This is a genomic window from Serratia sp. (in: enterobacteria), assembly GCF_051654945.1.
In the GTDB taxonomy this organism is placed as follows: domain Bacteria; phylum Pseudomonadota; class Gammaproteobacteria; order Enterobacterales; family Enterobacteriaceae; genus Chania.
This window is the reverse complement of sequence record NZ_JBOFZA010000024.1, coordinates 75,305-95,216: the sequence shown is the minus strand read 5'-3', so window position 1 is coordinate 95,216 and position 19,912 is coordinate 75,305. Positions and strand designations below refer to the sequence as shown.

At 55.5% G+C, this 19,912-nt stretch carries 13 protein-coding genes and 3 tRNA genes; 11 read left to right on the top strand and 5 right to left on the bottom strand.

All coding sequences use genetic code 11. The features are described 5' to 3' along the window. From thyA to recD, 9 genes are all read left to right on the top strand, one after another. Positions 1-795 (top strand): thymidylate synthase, encoded by a 795-nt coding sequence (thyA, locus tag ACRDCA_RS01890; RefSeq protein ID WP_248947147.1) that lies wholly within the window; start codon positions 1-3, stop codon positions 793-795. Positions 796-1,034: 239 nt separating this feature from the next. After that, a complete protein-coding gene (locus ACRDCA_RS01885) occupies positions 1,035-1,538 on the top strand; it encodes a prepilin peptidase-dependent protein (protein ID WP_438688060.1) in 504 nt (167 codons plus the stop codon). Continuing rightward, positions 1,526-2,098, top strand: coding sequence for a prepilin peptidase-dependent protein (locus ACRDCA_RS01880; protein WP_438688059.1), 573 nt, complete (start codon positions 1,526-1,528; stop codon positions 2,096-2,098). Before ACRDCA_RS01885 ends, ACRDCA_RS01880 begins: the two co-directional genes overlap by 13 nt. A gap of 2 nt (positions 2,099-2,100) precedes the next feature. Next, complete coding sequence (locus ACRDCA_RS01875; protein WP_438688058.1) at positions 2,101-2,547, top strand: YgdB family protein; 447 nt, start codon at positions 2,101-2,103, stop codon at positions 2,545-2,547. Then, positions 2,537-2,908 carry a prepilin-type N-terminal cleavage/methylation domain-containing protein gene (locus ACRDCA_RS01870; protein ID WP_438688057.1) on the top strand — a complete coding sequence of 124 codons (372 nt, stop codon included), beginning with the start codon at positions 2,537-2,539 and terminating at the stop codon, positions 2,906-2,908. The genes ACRDCA_RS01875 and ACRDCA_RS01870 overlap by 11 nt, the downstream gene beginning before the upstream one ends. A gap of 93 nt (positions 2,909-3,001) precedes the next feature. Further along, positions 3,002-6,373 carry an exodeoxyribonuclease V subunit gamma gene (gene recC / locus ACRDCA_RS01865; RefSeq protein ID WP_438688056.1) on the top strand — a complete coding sequence of 1,124 codons (3,372 nt, stop codon included), beginning with the start codon at positions 3,002-3,004 and terminating at the stop codon, positions 6,371-6,373. Positions 6,374-6,779: 406 nt separating this feature from the next. After that, the gene (ptrA, locus tag ACRDCA_RS01860; RefSeq protein WP_438688055.1) at positions 6,780-9,671 is read left to right on the top strand and encodes a pitrilysin; all 2,892 of its coding nucleotides are present in this window, start codon (positions 6,780-6,782) and stop codon (positions 9,669-9,671) included. After that, the gene (recB, locus tag ACRDCA_RS01855; protein WP_438688054.1) at positions 9,668-13,219 is read left to right on the top strand and encodes an exodeoxyribonuclease V subunit beta; all 3,552 of its coding nucleotides are present in this window, start codon (positions 9,668-9,670) and stop codon (positions 13,217-13,219) included. The genes ptrA and recB overlap by 4 nt, the downstream gene beginning before the upstream one ends. Beyond that, on the top strand, positions 13,216-15,066 hold the full coding sequence (gene recD / locus ACRDCA_RS01850; RefSeq protein WP_438688053.1) for an exodeoxyribonuclease V subunit alpha: 1,851 nt from the start codon (positions 13,216-13,218) through the stop codon (positions 15,064-15,066). Before recB ends, recD begins: the two co-directional genes overlap by 4 nt. A 24-nt stretch (positions 15,067-15,090) precedes the next feature. On the opposite strand, the gene ACRDCA_RS01845 is transcribed toward recD, so the two are convergent. Further along, the gene (locus tag ACRDCA_RS01845; RefSeq protein ID WP_438688052.1) at positions 15,091-15,741 is read right to left on the bottom strand and encodes a hypothetical protein; all 651 of its coding nucleotides are present in this window, start codon (positions 15,739-15,741) and stop codon (positions 15,091-15,093) included. Positions 15,742-16,302: 561 nt separating this feature from the next. Here ACRDCA_RS01845 and dinQ point away from each other — a divergent pair. Beyond that, complete coding sequence (gene dinQ / locus ACRDCA_RS01840; RefSeq protein ID WP_371822059.1) at positions 16,303-16,401, top strand: damage-inducible type I toxin DinQ; 99 nt, start codon at positions 16,303-16,305, stop codon at positions 16,399-16,401. A gap of 60 nt (positions 16,402-16,461) precedes the next feature. Here dinQ and argA read toward each other — a convergent pair whose 3' ends face one another. Next, positions 16,462-17,787, bottom strand: coding sequence for an amino-acid N-acetyltransferase (gene argA, locus ACRDCA_RS01835; RefSeq protein WP_438688051.1), 1,326 nt, complete (start codon positions 17,785-17,787; stop codon positions 16,462-16,464). A gap of 228 nt (positions 17,788-18,015) precedes the next feature. Here argA and amiC point away from each other — a divergent pair, with 228 nt between their 5' ends. Next, positions 18,016-19,266, top strand: a complete 1,251-nt coding sequence (gene amiC / locus ACRDCA_RS01830; protein ID WP_025120855.1) for an N-acetylmuramoyl-L-alanine amidase AmiC — start codon at positions 18,016-18,018, stop codon at positions 19,264-19,266. A gap of 103 nt (positions 19,267-19,369) precedes the next feature. On the opposite strand, the gene ACRDCA_RS01825 is transcribed toward amiC, so the two are convergent. The 3 genes from ACRDCA_RS01825 to ACRDCA_RS01815 all read right to left on the bottom strand — a co-directional run bounded on the left by ACRDCA_RS01825 (position 19,370) and on the right by ACRDCA_RS01815 (position 19,728). Then, positions 19,370-19,446, bottom strand: a tRNA-Met gene (locus tag ACRDCA_RS01825). A gap of 63 nt (positions 19,447-19,509) precedes the next feature. Then, positions 19,510-19,586, bottom strand: a tRNA-Met gene (locus ACRDCA_RS01820). Between the two features lie 65 nt (positions 19,587-19,651). Beyond that, positions 19,652-19,728 (bottom strand) — tRNA-Met (locus tag ACRDCA_RS01815). Between the last annotated feature and the right edge of the window lie 184 nt (positions 19,729-19,912).

The window sequence follows — 19,912 nt, the reverse complement described above, 5'->3', positions numbered from 1 at the left end:
ATGAAACAGTATCTGGATTTGATGAACAAAGTGCTCGCCGAGGGCACCCCTAAAGCCGACCGTACCGGCACTGGCACGCTGTCGATTTTCGGCCACCAGATGCGTTTCAACCTGCAGGAAGGCTTCCCGTTGGTGACCACCAAGAAATGCCACCTGCGGTCGATTATTCATGAGTTGCTGTGGTTCCTGAACGGCGATACCAACGTGGCGTATCTGCGTGAGAATAACGTCAGCATCTGGGACGAGTGGGCCGATGAAAACGGCGATCTTGGCCCGGTCTATGGCAAGCAATGGCGTGCCTGGGGTGCTGCTGATGGTCGCCAGATTGACCAGCTAAGCACCGTGCTGCAACAGCTGAAACAGGATCCGGACTCGCGCCGTATTATTGTTTCTGCCTGGAACGTGGGTGAACTGGATCAGATGGCCCTGGCTCCGTGCCATGCCTTCTTCCAGTTCTATGTGGCAGACGGCAAACTCTCTTGCCAGCTGTATCAGCGTTCGTGCGACGTGTTCCTGGGCCTGCCGTTCAATATTGCCAGCTATGCCTTGCTGGTACATATGATGGCGCAGCAGTGCGATCTGGAAGTGGGCGATTTCGTCTGGACCGGCGGTGACACGCATCTGTACAGCAACCATATGGAACAGACGCAGTTGCAATTAACCCGTGAGCCGCGTGCGTTGCCGAAGCTGGTGATCAAACGTAAGCCAGCCTCGCTGTTTGACTACCGCTTCGAAGACTTTGAGATTGAAGGCTACGATCCGCACCCGCCGATCAAGGCTCCCGTCGCTATCTGATTTTTTGAGGGCCGAGTCCGGCCCTCACTCAACTGCTTTTCTCTTCCGATGTATGCAGGAGCGCCGCATGCTGCGCCCGTTTAACCGCGTATCTTGGTGCCGGTGCTGTATTGCCAAAAATGCGAAGTCTTGCTCAATTCCCCCCTGCTCGTTACCTGCTAACTAAAAATTCTGCGCATCATTTTCCAGCCTGAGCAAAACTGCCTTTCAACGTGCTTCTGGCCGATTACACTCGCCGTATGAACCGATTTAAAAATAACGCTGCACACCAGCAAGGCCTGACGCTGATCGAACTGCTGATCGTGATGATACTGGCGGGGATGCTGACCTCCTGGGGGGTTAGCCAATGGCATCATTACCAACAGGCGCTGCGGCTGGAACAGACCGCCCAGCAACTGCTGGCGTTTTTAACGCGCTTGCAGGCTGACGCCAACTGGCATAACCGCAACGCTTTACTGTGGTTTCAGCCAGGGAAAGCCTGGTGCGTGGGCAGTGGCCCGCTGGCGGTATCTTGTGCTGCGGCAACTGGCCGGGCCTTTAGCCCGGAATACCCGGATGTAGAGTTACAAGGTTTTACCCAAAAGGAGATGGGATTCTATGGGGTGCGCAACAATGCCCAGGCCGGGCATATCCGGCTGGGGAATCAGGCTGGCCGCATACGTCTGGTGTTGTCTGCCAAAGGGCGGCTGCGGCTGTGCAGCGAAGAAGCCGCGATCCGGAGCCTGCCCTTATGCCAACCTTAGCGCGAGGCTTCACTCTGCCAGAGGTGCTGCTGGCGATGACTTTCGGCAGCCTGATTGCGTTGGCGGCAGCGAAAACCTTACCGATACTGCGTCAGCAGACGGTTGATGTGGGCCGTCATTATCGGTTGGAGTTGGTGTTACGCCAGCTGGCTTTTGCTATTGAAAAGGACCTGCGCCGCAGCGGGTTTTGCGCCGGGGAGTGTCAGGGGCGTTCGCTGCTGATTGGCCATGCGGCAGGTGAAGCTCCGGGGAGCTGTGTGATCGTGGCCTACGATCTGAACCGCAATGGCCGTTGGGAAAGCAGCGGCGATGCCGAGTATTTTGGCTACCGTCTGCGGGCCGGCGGGTTGGAGGGGCAAAGCGGCGTAACACAATGCCAGGGGGGCGGCTGGGAACGCTTGCTCGATCAGGAAGAGGTTCGGATAGAGACTTTCTCTGTCAGCAACGTCGCTGGGAATGGGGGGAAGTCGCTAGTGTTGTTTAGCCTGAGTGGCCGCTCAACGGTGCGGGCAAACATAGCCCGCCACCTGGAGTGGGCCGTCAGCATGGAGGCGCTCTAGAGATGCATAGACAGCAAGGGGGCAGCACACTGGCTGCGGTGATGCTGTTGCTGGTGATGGGGTTGATGCTGCTCACCGCCCAGCAGCGGCAATTGGACGGTGCATTATTGCTGGCCGTCGATCAGCAACGTTATCTGCGGGCCTATAATCAGGCTGCCTCGGCATTAAGCTGGGGGCTGGCGCAGCCGTGGCCACGGGAGTCTCTACAGGCAACCCGTTGGTCTTGTCAGCAGATGAGCGGTGAGGCAATGCTCGCCTGTGCCCGTCTCTCAACCCTTAGCGGTTTGGTTATGGTGCGCGGGGCCGGGGATATTGCAGGGTCAGAACCTTTGTGGCTATACCAATTGGCTACGCAGAACACCGGGGCTGGCGGAAACAGGTTGCAAGCGCAAAAAGGTGGCTGGCTGGATTTTTGCCCGGAAAAACGAGAGAGCGATTGTGCTGAATAAACGGACCGACTGGCGGACTCAACGGGGTTTCAGCCTGCCTGAAGTGTTGATCGCCGCATTGTTGTTCGCCGTCTCGCTGCTCGGGCTGTTACAATATCATCAGGTGTTGTTGCAGGCTTTTCAACGACAATGGCAATACCGGCAGGCTTGGTCGCTGGCGCACCAACAACTGGAAATATTCAGTGCCGGTGCCGAAATAAACCGTACCATAACGCTACCCGCCAATTGGCAATACCAGGTTGAAACTCATCAGGCGCAGGGCTCATGCCTGCGGCGCACGGTGAAGATACAAACGCCGCTGCACCAACAGATTGCACTTAGCCGGTATTATTGCGTTGCCCCTCTGACGCCTGGTGGTTGATATATCCTCGAGCGGTACCTTCCCCCCTGTGGGAGAGGTTAGGGTGAGGGGAACAATCGCCGGTAATGCACTTTTTCGCTTCCAAGGAGCCTCATGTTTACGGTTTATCATTCCAATCAGTTGGACTTGCTGAAAACGCTGACCAGCGCGCTGATAGCCAGAGAACCTTTGACCGATCCGTTCCAACAGGAAGTGGTGCTGGTGCAAAGCCCAGGCATGGCGCAGTGGTTACAGATGCAACTGGCCGAACAGTTTGGTATTGCCGCGAATATTGTCTTCCCGCTACCGGCGACCTTTATCTGGAACATGTTCACCAAAGTACTGCCAGGTATTCCCAAAGAGAGCGCCTTTAGTAAAGATGCCATGACCTGGAAGCTGATGTGGCTGTTGCCAGAGATGCTGGCGCGGCCGGAATTTGCTCCTTTGCAGCATTACCTGACCGATGACGCAGACAAGCGCAAGATCCACCAGCTTGCCGGGCGAGTTGCCGATTTGTTTGACCAATATCTGGTTTATCGCCCGCAGTGGCTGGAGAGCTGGCAACGCGGGGAAGAGGTTGACGGACTGGCAGAGGCGCAAAGCTGGCAAGCTCCCCTGTGGCATCGGCTGGTGGAATATACCCATCAACTGGGCCAGCCAGAATGGCACCGTGCCAACTTGTATCGCCGCTTTATCAGCGCGTTGGAAAATACCACTCAATGCCCGGCGGGGCTGCCGCCACGGGTGTTTATCTGTGGGATTTCTGCCTTACCGCCCATCTACCTGGAAGCGTTACAGGCCTTGGGCAAACATATCGATATTCACCTGATGTTTACCAACCCTTGTCGCTATTACTGGGGCGATATTCAGGACTACGCCTTTCTGGCCCGCTTGCAGAGCCGCAAACGCCGCCATTATCACCAGGCACGGGAGCAAGGCTTGTTCCGTCAGCCGGAACAGGCAGCCCAGCTATTTGATGCCGAAGGTGAACAGCAACTGAGTAACCCGCTGTTGGCTTCCTGGGGAAAACTGGGACGCGATCATCTGTATTTACTGTCGCAGATGGAGGCGGTACAGGAAGTGGATGCCTTTGTGGAGATCCCGGCAGATAACCTGCTGCACGCCATTCAGCACGACATGCTGGAGCTGGAAGATCATGCACTGATTGGTACTACGCCGGAAACTCTGGAGCGTAGCGATAATAAACGCCAGCTCGATCCGCAGGATCGCTCCATCAGTCTGCATGCCTGCCATAGCCCGCAGCGCGAAGTTGAGGTGTTACACGATCAACTGCTGGCCATGCTGGCTGAAGATCCGCAGCTGACCGCGCGTGACATCATTGTGATGGTGGCGGATATCGACAGCTACACCCCGTATATTCAAGCGGTGTTTGGCAATGCTCCCGCCGGGCGCTACCTGCCGTTTGCCATTTCCGATCGCAAGGCCCGGCAGGCGCATCCGGCGTTGCAAGCCTTCATCTCCTTGCTGGATCTGCCGCAAAGCCGCTTTACCTCAGAGCAGGTACTGGCGCTGTTGGACGTGCCCGCGCTGGCGGCGCGATTCTCGATCCAGGAAGAGGGGCTGAGCCTGCTGCGTCACTGGACCGGCGAATCTGGGGTGCGTTGGGGTTTGGATGATGACAACGTGCGTGAGCTGGATCTGCCTGCAACCGGGCAACATACCTGGCGCTTCGGCCTGACGAGGATGCTGCTGGGTTACGCCATGGACAGTAACGCTGGGGATTGGCAGGGTGTATTACCTTATGATGAGTCCAGCGGGCTGGTGGCCGAATTGGCCGGGCAACTGGCCGATCTGTTGGCGCAGCTCAGCCGTTGGCGGCAGATCCTGAGTGAAGAGCGGCCGTTAGCCGAATGGTTGCCGCTGTGCCGTCAGTTGCTCAATAGTTTTTTTGCCACCGACAGCGAAACCGAGGAGGCGTTGGCGCTGATCGAAGAGCAGTGGCAGAAGGTAGCCAGTTTTGGCCTGGCGGCGCGCTATCCCGATGCCGTCCCGCTGACGCTGCTGCGTGATGAATTGGCCGCGCGGCTCGATCAGCAACGCATCAGCCAGCGTTTCCTGGCTGGCCAGATCAACTTCTGTACCCTGATGCCAATGCGCTCAATTCCGTTCAAGGTGGTCTGCCTGTTGGGGATGAACGATGGCGTTTATCCCCGTACTTTGCCGCCGTTGGGGTTTGACCTGATGGCACAGCAAATCAAGCGGGGCGATCGCAGCCGCCGTGACGATGACCGCTACCTGTTCCTGGAGGCGATCCTTTCCGCCCAGCAGCGGCTATATATCAGCTTTATCGGCCGCTCCATTCAGGATAACAGCGAGCGCTATCCTTCGGTGCTGGTCACCGAATTGTTGGAATATCTGCAACAAAGCTATTGCTTGCCCGGTGATGAGGGGCTTGATGCGGACGGTAGCGCGGACAGAGTCGGTGAGCACTTGCTTAAACGCCATGCCCGTATGCCGTTTGCGGCCGAAAACTTCCTGCCGGGGAGTGAAGATCAAAGCTATGCGGCAGAATGGCTCGCGGCAGCCGATGGCCGTGGTGCCGCGCATCCGCAGTTTAACCAACCGCTGATGGCTGAAGAGAAAACCCAACTAGCGCTTGATGAACTGTTACGCTTTTACCGCCATCCCATCCGTGCCTTCTTCCAGCTACGTCTGGGCGTTAACTTCGTGCTGGAAGAGACCGAGCTGCCGGAAGACGAACCTTTTACGCTGGATAATCTCAGCCGCTATCAGTTCAACAGCCAATTGCTGAACACGCTGATCGAGGGGGAGGATGAAAGTAAGTTATACCAACGGGTGCGCGCATCGGGGGGATTACCTTACGGCGCCTTTGGCGAGATTTATTGGCAAAAGCAGCAGGAAGAAATGGCAGAGCTGGCCGAGCGGGTGCGTGAACAGCGCCAGGAGAACGGCAGCCTGGAGTTGGACATCGACGTGGCGGGCATGCGTATCACCGGCTGGCTGCATCAGGTGCAGCAGGATGGCTTGCTACGCTGGCGGCCCGCAACGCTTTCGGCCGTCGACGGTATCTTGCTCTGGCTGGAACATCTGGTGTATTGCTGCGTTGGCGGGAGCGGGGAAAGCCGCATGTTTGGCAGCAAGAACTCCACCTGGCGTTTTGCCGCATTGCCAAGTGAGGAGGCCCACGCGCAGTTGGCCGAACTGGTGGCGGGTTACCGCCGCGGCCTGTCACAACCGCTGATGCTGCTCAATAAAAGCGGTTGGGCGTGGTTGAGCCAGTGTTATCAGGCACAAACGCAGCAGATTGACTGGGATGAAGAGGTACAGGTCAAGGCACGTGCCAAGCTGCTGCAAGCCTGGCAGGGCGATCAGCGTATCCCTGGCGAAGGGGCAGATCCATATACCCAGCGCGTTTTCCGGCAGATGGATAATGTTCGCCTTGAACAGATCCTGTCCGAAACCGAGCGTTATCTGCTGCCCATTGCCCGCCATAATCTGGGGTAACCATCCCTTGGTGGCACTGGTTGGCGGGAGATGGTAAAAATAAAATGGTTTTATGCTCAACCAATGGGGGCAAATCCGGTCTTACATAACGTATTACCCTATGGATTTCAAGTTGCAGCTAGGCGACAAGCTTACCCATCCCCAGGAGCTTACTTTTGGGTAAGTGACTGGGTGCAGGTAACAACGCTGCAGCTTGAAAGACGAAGGGTATCGGCATATACGTTGTAGAGCTGTGTACACTGCGCCCCAGCGATGTGGGCTATAGTTGGTTAAGCGTTTAGAACCGTAATGCTTTGAGTTAGAAATTGAATTTCATTGGGCATCACTTTCGGTTGTGTCATTTGCACCGTGCTGTCATCGTCAGGGAGTTGGCGTGATAGCCAGAGAACAGGGGTTTATTTTGGATATGCGCAGACTGTTGACCCGCGTTACCGGGTTGATGTTATTGATGATGTTTTGGGCACCGTTAAGCTGGGCCGCACAGGGATGGCAACCGCTGGCGGAAAAGATCAACAAAAGCGATCACGATCCGCGCGAGTACCAGGCGATCAAGCTGGATAACGGCATGATCGTGTTGCTGGTGTCCGACGCGTTGGCCCCCAAATCATTGGCTGCCCTGGCGCTGCCGGTAGGCTCGCTGGAAGATCCCAATAGCCAACTTGGCCTGGCTCATTACCTGGAACATATGGTGTTGATGGGCTCTAAGCGTTATCCAGAACCCGAAAACCTCTCCGAGTTTTTGAAAAAGCACGGTGGTAGCCATAATGCCAGCACCGCGTCTTATCGCACCGCTTATTATCTGGAAGTAGAAAACGACGCGTTGGAACCCGCCGTCGATCGTATGGCCGATGCCATTGCCGAACCCATTTTGGATCCGGGCAATGCGGACCGTGAACGCAATGCGGTGAATGCCGAACTGACGATGGCACGCTCCCGTGACGGTATGCGCATGGCGCAGGTCGGGGCAGAAACGCTCAATCCGGCTCACCCGAGCGCACGTTTTTCTGGTGGCAACCTCGAGACGTTGCAGGATAAGCCAGGCAGTAAGCTGCATGACGAACTCATCAGTTTTTATCAGCGTTACTATTCAGCCAACCTGATGAAAGGGGTGCTGTATAGCAACCAATCCTTGCCTGAGCTGCGTGCGTTGGCGGTCAAAACCTTCGGCCGCATCCCAAACCACGATGCGAAAGTGCCACCGATCACCGTTCCAGCGGTTACCGCAGAACAACAGGGCATCATCATTCATTATGTCCCGGCACAGCCGCGCAAGCAGCTGAAGGTCGAATTCCGTATCGATAACAACAGCGCCGAGTTCCGTAGCAAAACCGATACCTATATCAGTTATCTGATTGGCAATCGTAGCACCAACACGCTGTCAGACTGGCTACAGAAGCAGGGGTTGGCAGACGCCATCAATGCCGGTGCCGATCCGATGATCGATCGCAACGGTGGCGTGTTCTCAATCAGCGTTTCTCTGACCGACAAAGGGTTGGCGGAGCGCGATAAGGTGGTGGCAGCCATCTTCAGCTATCTGCAAATGCTGCGTGGTGAAGGGATCAAGCAAAGCTATTTTGACGAAATAGCCCATGTGCTGAACCTGGATTTCCGCTATCCGTCGATTACCCGCGACATGAACTACATCGAGTGGCTGGTGGACACCATGCTGCGCGTACCGGTGGAACATACGCTGGATGCGCCTTATCTGGCCGATCGCTACGATCCTAAAGCCATTGCTGAGCGGCTGGGTCAGATGACGCCGGAAAATGCGCGCATCTGGTTTGTCAGCCCGAATGAACCGCACAACAAAACGGCTTACTTTGTTGAGGCCCCTTATCAGGTAGAAAAAATCAGTGCACAACGCTTTGAGAAATGGCAGCAGTTGGGTAAAGGGATCGCGCTTTCGTTGCCGGGGCTGAACCCTTATATCCCGGATGAATTTACCCTCAACAAGCCCTCACATGAGTTCACCAAGCCAGAAATGGTGGTAAACCAGCCAGGGCTGCGGGTGCTGTATATGCCGAGCCGCTATTTTGCCGATGAACCCAAGGCCGATGTAACGGTAGCGCTGCGTAACGCCAAAACCATGGACTCCGCGCGTAATCAGGTATTGTTCTCGTTGATGGATTATCTGGCGGGGATCTCGCTCGATGAGTTGAGCTATCAGGCTTCTGTTGGTGGGATCAGCTTCTCGACTTCCCCGAATAACGGCCTGATGTTTAGCGCCAATGGTTTTACCCAGCGTTTGCCACAACTGCTGACTTCGCTGATTGAAGGCTATTCCAACTTTACCCCAACGCAAGAGCAGTTCGAGCAGGCTAAATCCTGGTATCTGGAGCAGCTGGATTCAGCCGAGAAAGGCAAAGCCTTTGAGCTGGCGATCCAGCCGGTACAGATGCTGTCCCGTGTGCCTTACTCCGAACGTAGCGAGCGTCGCGAAGTACTGAAAACCCTGACGTTGCAAGACGTGCTGGCCTACCGCAACAGCCTGATGGCCGAGGCCACGCCGGAGTTATTGGTCGTGGGCAATATGAGCAAGCAGCAGGTGGATACGCTGGCTTCCTCATTGAAACACAACCTGGGTTGTACCGGTGTGGAGTGGTGGCACGGTGAAAACGTGGTGATCGATAAAAACCAGTTTGCCAACCTGCAACGCCCTGGCAGCAGCACCGACTCGGCGCTGGCGGCGGTGTATGTCCCAACGGGGTATGATGAAGTGACCAGCATGGCGTATAGCTCATTGCTGGGGCAGATCATCCAGCCGTGGTTCTACAGCCAATTACGTACCCAGGAGCAGCTTGGCTATGCGGTATTCTCCTTTGCGATGCCGGTTGGCCGCCAGTGGGGCATCGGCTTCCTGTTGCAAAGCAACAGCAAGCAGCCAGCCTATCTCTATCAGCGCTACCAGGACTTCTATCCGAAGACGGAAAAGCGTCTGCGCGAGCTGAGTGATGCCGATTTCGCCCAATACAAACAGGCGATGATCAATGAACTGCAACAGCGTCCGCAAACTCTGGGCGAAGAAGCCGGGCGTTTCAGTAGCGATTTCGATCGCGGTAACTTTGCCTTCGATACCCGCGAGAAGCTGATCGCTCAGGTCCAGACTTTGACGCCTGCCAAACTGGCGGATTACTTCCATCAGGCGGTGATCAAGCCACAGGGGTTGGCACTACTGTCGCAGGTGAGTGGCAGCAGCCAGCAGAAAGCCGATTTTGCGGCACCGGGTGAGGGGTGGGTGACCTATCCTAATGCTTCGGCACTGCAAAAAACGCTGCCTCGTAAAGTGGCGCAGCCATGACGAAAGGGGTTCCTCAGCGGCTTGATCCACTGACGTTACCGCTGTTTGGTGAACGGCTGATCGAGGCCTCGGCAGGGACAGGGAAGACCTTCACCATCGGCGCGTTGTATCTGCGCTTGCTGCTTGGCTTAGGCCAGGCAGCGGCGTTTCCGCGGCCGCTCACGGTAGAAGAAATCCTGGTTGTAACCTTTACCGAAGCGGCCACGGAGGAACTTCGGGGCCGCATCCGCAGCAATATCCATGCATTACGAATTGCCTGTGTTCGCAGGCATAGCTCAGACCCGCTATTTAGCGCGTTGATGGCGGAAATTGATGATTTGTCGGAGGCGGCTGCGCAATTGTTGGCCGCCGAGCGCCAGATGGACGAAGCCGCGATCTACACTATTCACGGTTTTTGTCAGCGAATGCTTACTCACAACGCATTCGAGTCCGGCATTCTGTTCGAACAGACGCTGGTGCAGGATGAACTGCCGTTGCGCCGTCAGGCCTGCGCCGATTTTTGGCGGCGTCACTGCTACCCATTGCCATTGGGCGTTGCTCGCGCGGTTAGCCAGGAGTGGAGCGGTCCAGAGGCTCTGCTGAGCGACCTTGCTGGCTATCTGCACGGCGAGGCGCCCACCCTACGTCAGCCGCCAAAAGATGACGAAACGGTGTTGATGCGTCATGAACAGATCGTCGCACGCATTGATGCCCTCAAGGGGCAATGGCAGGCAGCGGCGGCCGATCTGGAAGCGCTCGTCAGTCAGTCTGGCGTCGACAAACGCAGCTACAGCAGCAAACATTTACCCAACTGGCTGAATAAGGTGGGGGAATGGGCCGGGCAGACCACCGAGGATTATCAGTTACCCAAAGAGCTGGAGAAGTTCCGCCAATCGGTGCTGTTGGAGAAGACCAAAAAAGGCGAGGCTCCGCGTCATCCGCTGTTTGTGGCCGTTGATGAGCTGTTTGCCGAGCCACTGACGCTGCGTGACCTGATCATGGCACGAGCATTGAGTGAAATACGCCTCTCTATTCAACAGGAAAAACGCCAGCGGGCCGAACTGGGGTTCGACGACCTGCTCAGCAGGCTGGATGCCGCGCTGCAAAGCGCCGGTGGTGAACAATTGGCGCAGGCGATCCGCCAGCGTTATCCGGTGGCGATGATCGATGAGTTTCAAGATACCGACCCACAGCAATATCGCATCTTCCAGACACTGTATGTCGGCCGGGAAGAGTGCGGCCTGTTGCTGATCGGCGATCCCAAGCAGGCCATTTACGCCTTCCGTGGGGCAGACATTTTTACCTATATGAAGGCTCGTTCAGAGGTAAGTGCCCACTATACCTTGGAGACCAACTGGCGCTCATCACCAGCGATGGTTAGCAGCGTGAACCGCCTGTTTGCCCAGGTGGAAAAGCCGTTCCTGTTTGGCCAAATCCCGTTTATTGAGGTGGCCGCCGCGCCGAAGAATCAACAACTGGTCTTCGAGTGGCACAACAAAGCGCAGCCGGCCATGCAATTCTGGTTACAGCCGGGGGATGGGGCGGGAGTAAGTGATTACCAACAATTAATGGCCCGCCGTTGTGCGGCGCAGATCCGTGACTGGCTGAGTGCCGGGCAAGCCGGTGAGGCCTGGCTGCTCAAGGGGAAGCAACGCCGCCCCGTTCAGGCATCGGATATCACCATTTTGGTGCGCAGCCGTGCCGAAGCGGCGTTGGTGCGTGATGCACTCAGTGCGTTAGCCATTCCCTCGGTTTACCTTTCCAACCGTGACAGCGTGTTTGATACACCAGAAGCCAAAGATTTGCTGTGGCTATTGCAGGCGGTGCTGGCTCCTGAACAGGAGCGAACCCTGCGTAGCGCTATGGCCACCGGGCTGTTAGGGCTGGATGCCCTGACGCTGGATGAGCTGAACCATGATGAACGGGCCTGGGATAATTTGGTCAACGAGTTTGATGATTATCGTAGCCATTGGTTGCGGCGTGGCGTGTTGCCGATGCTGCGCGAGGTGATGGCCAAGCGGCACCTGGCTGAAAATCTGCTGGCCAGTCCTGGGGGCGAGCGCCGTTTGACCGACGTCATGCACCTGGGGGAACTGTTGCAGGAAGCCACGGCGCAACTGGACGGCGAGCATGCGCTGGTGCGCTGGTTGGCACAGCAGATCGCGCAACCAAACCGCCAATCGGACAATCAGCAGTTGCGGCTGGAAAGCGATCGCCATCTGGTGCAGGTGATCACCATCCACAAATCGAAAGGGCTGGAATTCGATCTGGTGTGGCTGCCTTTTGTGGGGAATTTCCGCCAGCAGCAGCAGGTGTTGTACCACGATCGTCAGACCTTTAAAGCCCTGCTGGATCTTAATGCCAACGAAGAAAGCGTGGCCTGGGCGGAAGAGGAGCGCCTGGCGGAAGATTTACGCCTGCTGTATGTGGCCCTCACCCGTTCGGTCTACCACTGTAGTATCGGCATCGCGCCGTTGTTCCTCGGCACGCGCAAGAAGCAGGGCGATACGGATTTGCATCGCAGCGCGCTGGGCTATCTGGTGCAAGCGGGTCAAGCGGGTGATGCGGCCTATCTGCAAACCTGCCTACAGCAGCTGGCAACCCAAGGCATTGCGCTGTCGCTGGTGGATGCGCCGGGTGAACAGATCTGGCAGCCGCAGATGGTGGCAGCGGCTGAGTTGGCGGCCAATCAGTTTCCTCGCAGAATGCAGGACTTCTGGCGGGTAACCAGCTATACCGGCCTGCAACAGCACGGATCCAGCCGGATGCAGGAGCTGTTGCCGCGCCTGGACGTTGATGCTGTAGGTGAGCGCGATATGGCTAAACCACCGGCGTTGACCCCTCATACTTTCCCACGCGGCGCGGCCCCCGGCACTTTTCTGCACAGCCTGTTTGAGGAACTGGATTTTACCCAGCCGTTAGATGAACCGTGGTTGCTGGAGCAGTTACAGCATCAAGGGCTAGAGGATCATTGGTTGCCGGTATTATCTGGCTGGATGCAGGTGCTGCTGAATGCGCCACTTAATGACAGCGGTGTTGCGCTTTCTGCCTTACCGGTGGGAGCCAGGCAGGCCGAGTTGCAGTTCTATCTGCCGATCGGCGGCCTGCTGCAAGCGCGGCAGTTGGATGAACTGGTAAAACGCTACGATCCCCTGTCTGCAGGCTGCCCAGCGCTGGATTTCCAACAGGTGCAGGGCATGTTGAAAGGCTTTATCGATCTGGTGTTCTGCTGGCAGGGCAAATATTACCTGCTGGATTACAAGTCGAACTGGCTGGGCGAAGACAGCAGCGCCTACACCCAGGAAGCGATGGCGCGGGCGATGGCTGAGCACCGTTATGATCTGCAATACCAACTCTATACCTTGGCATTGCACCGCTACTTGGGACATCGCCTGGCCGATTACGATTACCAGCGCCATTTTGGTGGCGTGATCTATCTGTTTTTACGCGGGGTAGATGCCGAGCATGCGGGTAACGGTATTTTTACCTGTCGCCCGGAATTTGCCCTGATTGCAGGAATGGATCGTCTGTTTAGCGGTGAAACGGCCGAGGTTGAGGATGGGCAATGATTGAGATTTTGCATCAGGCGTTGGCACTGGGCGCTTTGCGCCCGCTGGACGTGCAATTTGCCCAGGTGGTGGCCAACGAAGATGAACCCGATATCCTGCTGGCCGCGGCCTGCCTGAGTGCGGAGGCCGGGGCGGGCCACGTTTGCCTGCTGCTCGAACAGCTGTTGCCGGAAAACCTGTTTGATGGCCGTCAGCCGGAGTTGGCCTTGGCCGCCTGGCAGGCCTGTGGGCAACCGGATGTAGCGAGTTGGCAGCAGCGTCTGGCTGTATCGCCAGCGATTAGCGATGGCAGTACGGCAACGCCGATGGTGCTGCAACAGCAACGGCTTTATCTGCAGCGCATGTGGCAGAGCGAAGGTGAAGTGGCCACGTTTATCAGTAGTGATAGCGTGCCAGAGGCACTTGAAGAGGCGCAATTACGCACCATTCTCGACCGATTATTTGGTGAGGCTACGGACGAAGCCGATTGGCAAAAGATTGCCGCAGCGGTAGCGGCCACGCGGCGCATCGCGATTATTTCCGGCGGCCCAGGCACCGGCAAAACCACCACCGTTGCCAAACTGTTGGCGGCGCTGGTGCAGTTGGCGGACGGAGAGCGTCTGCGCATTCAGCTTGCTGCACCTACCGGTAAAGCGGCGGCCCGTCTCACCGAATCCCTGGGCAGCGCCAGCCGCCGGTTGGAGTTGACCCCGGAGCAGCGGGCCTTATTCCCGACGGAGGCGGCGACGTTGCACCGCTTGCTGGGGGCTCAGCCCAACAGCCAGCGCATGCGCTATCACCGGGGAAATCCGCTGCATCTGGACGTGCTGGTAGTGGATGAGGCTTCGATGGTGGATTTACCCATGATGGCCAGGCTGATAGCTGCCTTACCCCCGAAGGCGCGAGTTATCTTCCTTGGCGACCGCGATCAACTTGCCTCGGTGGAGGCTGGAGCCGTGCTGGGGGATATCTGCCGGTTTGCCGAGCAGGGATATAGCGAGGCCCGTGCGGCACAGCTGGCGCGTTTGACCGGTTGCCCATTGCAAGGACAACCCGCGCAGGCCGAAGCCGCGGTACGCGATAGCCTTTGCCTGCTGCGCAAGAGCTATCGCTTTGATGCCAACTCCGGCATTGGTCAGTTGGCCTTGGCGGTGAATGCTGGCGACAGCAAGCGAGCCTTGGCATCATTGAAAGGCAGCTATGCCGACGTGGCGGGATACCCACTACAAGAAACGGAAGATTATCAACGGTTATTGGATAGCTGCGTTGTCGGTTATCGCGACTATCTGCGGCTGGTTGCTGAAGGAGCAGGGGCCGCGGCGATCCTGGATGCCTTTGGTCGATTCCAGTTACTGTGTGCCTTGCGTGAAGGGCCGTTCGGCGTTGCCGGGCTGAACGAACGTATCGAAACCGGCTTGCAGCGTGCGGGCTTGATTCGTCGCAATCCTGGCCCTGCCGGGCGTTGGTATTTAGGGCGGCCAGTGATGATTGGCCGCAACGATAGCGCGCTGGGGCTGTTTAACGGTGATATTGGCATTGCATTACCTGGAGAGGACGGCGATCTGCGCGTGCATTTCCAATTGCCGGACGGCAGCATCAAATCGGTACAGCCTAGCCGCTTACCGGCGCATGAAACCGCCTATGCGATGACGGTACATAAATCACAGGGTTCGGAGTTCGACCATACGGTGCTGGTGTTGCCGAACCATTTTCTGCCGGTGCTGACTCGCGAGCTGGTCTATACCGCCATTACCCGCGCACGCCAGCAGCTTTCGTTGTATGCGGTAGACAAGGTTCTGGTGAGCGCTATTCGCACCCCTACCCAACGCCGCAGTGGATTGGCGGAACGTTTGCAGATTGGTAAGTAGTCACCGATGGTCGCAGGGCGGCCATCAACTCTCTTGCTTATGCAGAACCCATGGCTCGGGTAAATCATTTTTTATCGCCTCGGCGTAGCTTATTACCAGCTCGCGGGCTTCCTCACTGTGTTGCATAAACTGTTTTAATGGACATATTGCGGTCTGCTCAAGAGTAAAGGTACTTGTTAGTGACTCAGGAATAAATTTTAGTGTTCTTCCCGTTAACGTCCGGCTAAAAAATTTCTTATTCAGTTTGAATTCGCTGTGATAAATATCTGCTGCAATTTCCAGTGTATTTTGTTGTGGGGAATAAGCAACGTGCCAATGCAGGCTATGCCAACGATCATCAGGTTCGTTGGAGCATAAGCTCTCAAGGTATCCAGCACCTTTGTTTTTCACCATTTTCACGCTATTGTTGAAGCGTTTTTTTCTTAGGAAATAGGTTGAAACCATGAAAATAATAATGACGAAGAAGTTTAAAAAATAAGACAGAACAAAAGCAGAAACACACCAGGGACCTGTCCCAAAGTCATAAATAAAAGAGGCGAACACCATGCTTGCTAGCAGGGATAATAGATATGCCATGATAGAATAACGTTTGTTATCACGTTTTATTTTTATAAAATTATAGATACCAAAACAGAGTATGAGGCCATAAAAAAAGATCAGTGAACGATCAAACATGATAGTTTTCCCTATCTATCAGCACGTAACGTAGCTTCCTAGTTTAGGCGAAATCCAGACGTGAGAAAACCGTCTGGTGAGGGAATGCTTGTCAATTAAGGCGAGTGCTTGCCCTCATCCTAAGCCAAGGGGGAGAGAGGACTGAATGTGCTACAAACTGACATCTGCACCTACCCGCAGCTCTGGACTCCCCCTCTTCCTCAACACTGTTCGTCGACTTCCCCTACAGACGTAAAAAAACCTGACTGGTGAGGTCAGGTTTTTTCAATGTTCCAGCATAGGATTGTGATCCTGGCCGAAAAGGGCGTCAATATCTAACGTTAACGATTGTAGCGTTGGTGTTCGGTAATGTCAAAAGCCAACAAATTATGTACAATTTTCTCGTTAGCTCTGTTGGCTGCTTTTTCTTCGGCATGCGCGTAAACGCTTTTTAAGTCCTGGCTGAAATACGGGTGGTGCCGGTTTTAGTACCTTGGCCGGGGTAAGGGCGTCAATATCTAACAGTATAGGCAGTTATCGTGACAGGCAGTGTAAGGGTAAACGGTAATCACCTTGCTCCATATGATGGAGAGACGGATGAAAACTTTGATCGATAAAGTTCTCATCGTTCTGAAAGCGCTAGTCGCGCTGCTGGAACTGATCCGCCGATTGATCGACTGATAGCGGAAACGTAGCTAAGGCCAGGGTTAACCATGCCCTGGCCTTTAACATTGACTCCGACTAAAGGTCGGCTAACAAGATTTTCGAGCGGCGCTGGTAGTTATATAAAGCCTGCTTCTGCATCGGCAGCACGTCGACTTCCGCCGGGGTGAAGCCGCGCTCCTGGAACCAATGAATGCTGCGGGTGGTCAGCACAAACAGCTTTTGTAGCCCCATCTGGCGCGCCTGGCTCTCTACCCGTTGCAACAGCATCTCACCCCGCGACGAACTGCGGTAATCCGGATGCACCGCCACGCAGGCCATTTCACCAATCTTCTCTTCCGGGAACGGATAGAGCGCCGCGCAGGCGATGGTCAGGTTATCGCGTTCGATAATCGTGAACTTGTCGATCTCCATTTCCAACTGTTCACGCGAACGACGTACTAATATCCCTTGCTGCTCAAGTGGGCGGATCAGCTCAAGTATGCCACCGATGTCGTTGATGGTTGCCCGGCGCACCTGCTCGGCACTCTCCATCACGATCTGGGTACCGATCCCGTCGCGTGAGAATAGCTCCTGTACCAGCGCCCCATCTTCCTGATAGCTGATCAGGTGGCTACGGCGTACCCCGCTGCGGCAGGCCTTTACCGCGCCGCGCAGGAAGCGCACGGTGCCGGAATGGTAATCACCGGCCTCTTCCAACTGCTCGATACGTTTTTGCGCATCGTTGGGGAACAGTTCGGAAAGGATATTGCCTTCCTCATCGGTCACCCCTTGTGATGAGCAGAAGCCGATCATTTTCTCGGCCTTCAGCTTGATCGCCAACTGGGTGGCGACTTCTTCCGAGGTCAGGTTAAAGCTTTCGCCGGTTACCGATACCGCCACCGGGCCAATCAGCACGATAGCCTTGCTGTCCAACTGGCGATGAATGGCTTCTTCATCAATACGGCGGATACGGCCGCTGTGGCAATAATCGACGCCGTCATCCACGCCCAGCGGTTGGGCGATGATGAAGTTGCCGCTGACCACGTTGATGTGGGCCCCTTGCAGCGGGGTGTTATTCAGGCTCATGGAAAGCCGGGCGGTAATATCCAGTTGTAACAAGCCGGCGGCCTGCTTGACCAGCTCCAACGTATGGGCGTCGGTGACACGGGTATGCTTGTGGTAAATCGGTTCGTAGTTATGCTGCGCCAGATTACTGTCAATCTGCGGTCGTGCGCCGTAGACCACCACCAGACGAATGCCCAGGCTATGTAACAGCCCAATATCGTTGACGATACTGGAAAAGTTTTCATGTTCAATAGCTTCGCCGCCCAGCATGACGACAAAGGTCTTGCCACGGTGAGTATTGATATAGGGAACCGAGTGACGAAATCCTTGCACCAGCTCTGTACTACGTTCCTTCACGGCAAGACCTCTTTTGCATATTTATACGGTATTTTTGTATTTTTATTCTTTTCTTGCGCCGAAGGCAAGCGGCAATTGCAGCGAATTTTAGCGCCCGATACGCTAACTGATTAATAAATTGAAAGATCATAAAAACATTTTCTGATGACAGCGCTGAATGTATTGGGTAAAGTTTTCGCCATTGTTTATTTTTGCTGTTTTTTTAGTCATTATTTTCACCGGAGGCGCATGCCTAACTCTAATCACAATCTGGGTCGCCGTCGTTTATTACAGGGGGTGGCCGCAACCTGGTTGCTGAGTGTGAGTCGCGTTGGTTTCGCCGCTGCTTCTCATGTGATTGCCGTACGTGTCTGGCCTTCCTCAACCTATACCCGAGTAACGCTGGAATCCAATATTCCACTGAAATACAAACAGTTTGCCCTGAGCAACCCAGACCGCATCGTGGTAGATGTGGAAGGGGTGCAGCTCAATAGCGTGCTTAAAGGTATTGCCGGGCAGGTGCGCAAAGAAGATCCCTATCTGCAACAGGCGCGGGTCGGGCAGTTCGACAAGAATACCGTCAGGCTGGTGCTGGAACTCAAGCAAAGCGTCAGCCCGAATATGTTTACCCTGGCACCCGTTGCCGAATATCGTAACCGCCTGGTGATGGATCTCTATCCCACCAAGGGCGGCAGCGGTGAAGAGTATGATCCGCTGCTGGCATTGCTGGAAGATTACAACAAGGGCGATGTGGCGCGGACGTTACCGGCAGAAGCGCCGCAGGCTGGTAAGGCGGGGCGCGATAGGCCGATTGTGATCATGCTCGATCCTGGGCATGGCGGTGAAGATCCCGGAGCCATCGGCAAAAATAAAACCCGTGAAAAAGATATCGTGTTGCAGATCGCCCGGCGTCTCAGCGCGTTGATTAAACGCGAGCCAAACATGAAAGTGTTTATGACGCGTAATGAAGACGTGTTTATTCCATTAAAGGTACGGGTAGCCAAAGCGCGTAAGCAGCGGGCGGATCTGTTTGTCTCGATCCATGCCGATGCCTTTACCAACCGTGCAGCACGGGGGTCGTCGGTGTTTGCGCTTTCCACCAAAGGGGCAACCAGCAACGCCGCCAAGTTTCTGGCGCAAACCCAGAACGCCGCCGATGACATTGGCGGGGTCAGCAAGAGTGGCGATCGCTACCTGGATCACACTATGTTCGATCTGTTGCAGACCGCCACTGTCAACGACAGCCTGAAATTCGGTAAGGAAGTGCTGAACCGGATGGGGAAAATTAACCGCCTGCACAAGAATCGCGTCGATCAGGCCGGTTTTGCGGTATTGAAAGCGCCAGATATCCCGTCGATCCTGGTGGAAACGGCATTTATCAGCAATCTGGAAGAAGAGCGCAAGCTGCGCACCAGCCATTTTCAGCAGCAGGTGGCGGAATCGATTCTGGCGGGGATCAAAGCCTATTTCGCCAACGGCGGGGCTTTGGCACGCAGTTAACACTCACGTCGCCCAAGGAAGGGCTCGTGGTCTGACTAAGGAAGAGGGGAAATTCAGATACAAAAAAACACCCGTTAAGGTGCTTGTCTGATGTTATCAAGATTGGTTGCGGGGGCCAGATTTGAACTGACGACCTTCGGGTTATGAGCCCGACGAGCTACCGGGCTGCTCCACCCCGCGTCCGTCTTGATATTGATATTATCGAACCAACCCTTCATGTGATACCGCCATTGCCGTATCGGTTGGTTGCGGGGGCCGGATTTGAACCGACGACCTTCGGGTTATGAGCCCGACGAGCTACCAGGCTGCTCCACCCCGCGTCCGTATAATACCTTTTCTTTCATCGAAGCCAACATTTATTTGATACCGTCATCACAGTATCGGTTGGTTGCGGAGGCCGGATTTGAACCGACGACCTTCGGGTTATGAGCCCGACGAGCTACCAGGCTGCTCCACCCCGCGTCCGATGGAAGCGCACTATACTCTCCAGACGTTTTGATGCAATCCCTTTTTGCATATAATTCATCGAAAGCCATTTTTATGCTGCATTAGTCCCCAATTTGCGTTTTATTTCATCATAATCATCTAGCTGGGAATTTTTAGCGGTAGCGATTCCTTTATCTATGGCCGTTTGTTATCGTTCAGC

Excerpts from the sequence above, each read along its gene's own strand:
- dinQ (WP_371822059.1), top strand. The coding sequence starts at position 16,303 with ATGATGGAGAGACGGATGAAAACTTTGATCGATAAAGTTCTCATCGTT.
- ACRDCA_RS01880 (WP_438688059.1), top strand. The coding sequence starts at position 1,526 with ATGCCAACCTTAGCGCGAGGCTTCACTCTGCCAGAGGTGCTGCTGGCG.
- ACRDCA_RS01875 (WP_438688058.1), top strand. The coding sequence starts at position 2,101 with ATGCATAGACAGCAAGGGGGCAGCACACTGGCTGCGGTGATGCTGTTG.
- ptrA (WP_438688055.1), top strand. The coding sequence starts at position 6,780 with ATGCGCAGACTGTTGACCCGCGTTACCGGGTTGATGTTATTGATGATG.
- recB (WP_438688054.1), top strand. The coding sequence starts at position 9,668 with ATGACGAAAGGGGTTCCTCAGCGGCTTGATCCACTGACGTTACCGCTG.
- ACRDCA_RS01845 (WP_438688052.1), bottom strand. The coding sequence starts at position 15,741 with ATGTTTGATCGTTCACTGATCTTTTTTTATGGCCTCATACTCTGTTTT.
- recD (WP_438688053.1), top strand. The coding sequence starts at position 13,216 with ATGATTGAGATTTTGCATCAGGCGTTGGCACTGGGCGCTTTGCGCCCG.
- recC (WP_438688056.1), top strand. The coding sequence starts at position 3,002 with ATGTTTACGGTTTATCATTCCAATCAGTTGGACTTGCTGAAAACGCTG.
- ACRDCA_RS01885 (WP_438688060.1), top strand. The coding sequence starts at position 1,035 with ATGAACCGATTTAAAAATAACGCTGCACACCAGCAAGGCCTGACGCTG.
- thyA (WP_248947147.1), top strand. The coding sequence starts at position 1 with ATGAAACAGTATCTGGATTTGATGAACAAAGTGCTCGCCGAGGGCACC.
- amiC (WP_025120855.1), top strand. The coding sequence starts at position 18,016 with ATGCCTAACTCTAATCACAATCTGGGTCGCCGTCGTTTATTACAGGGG.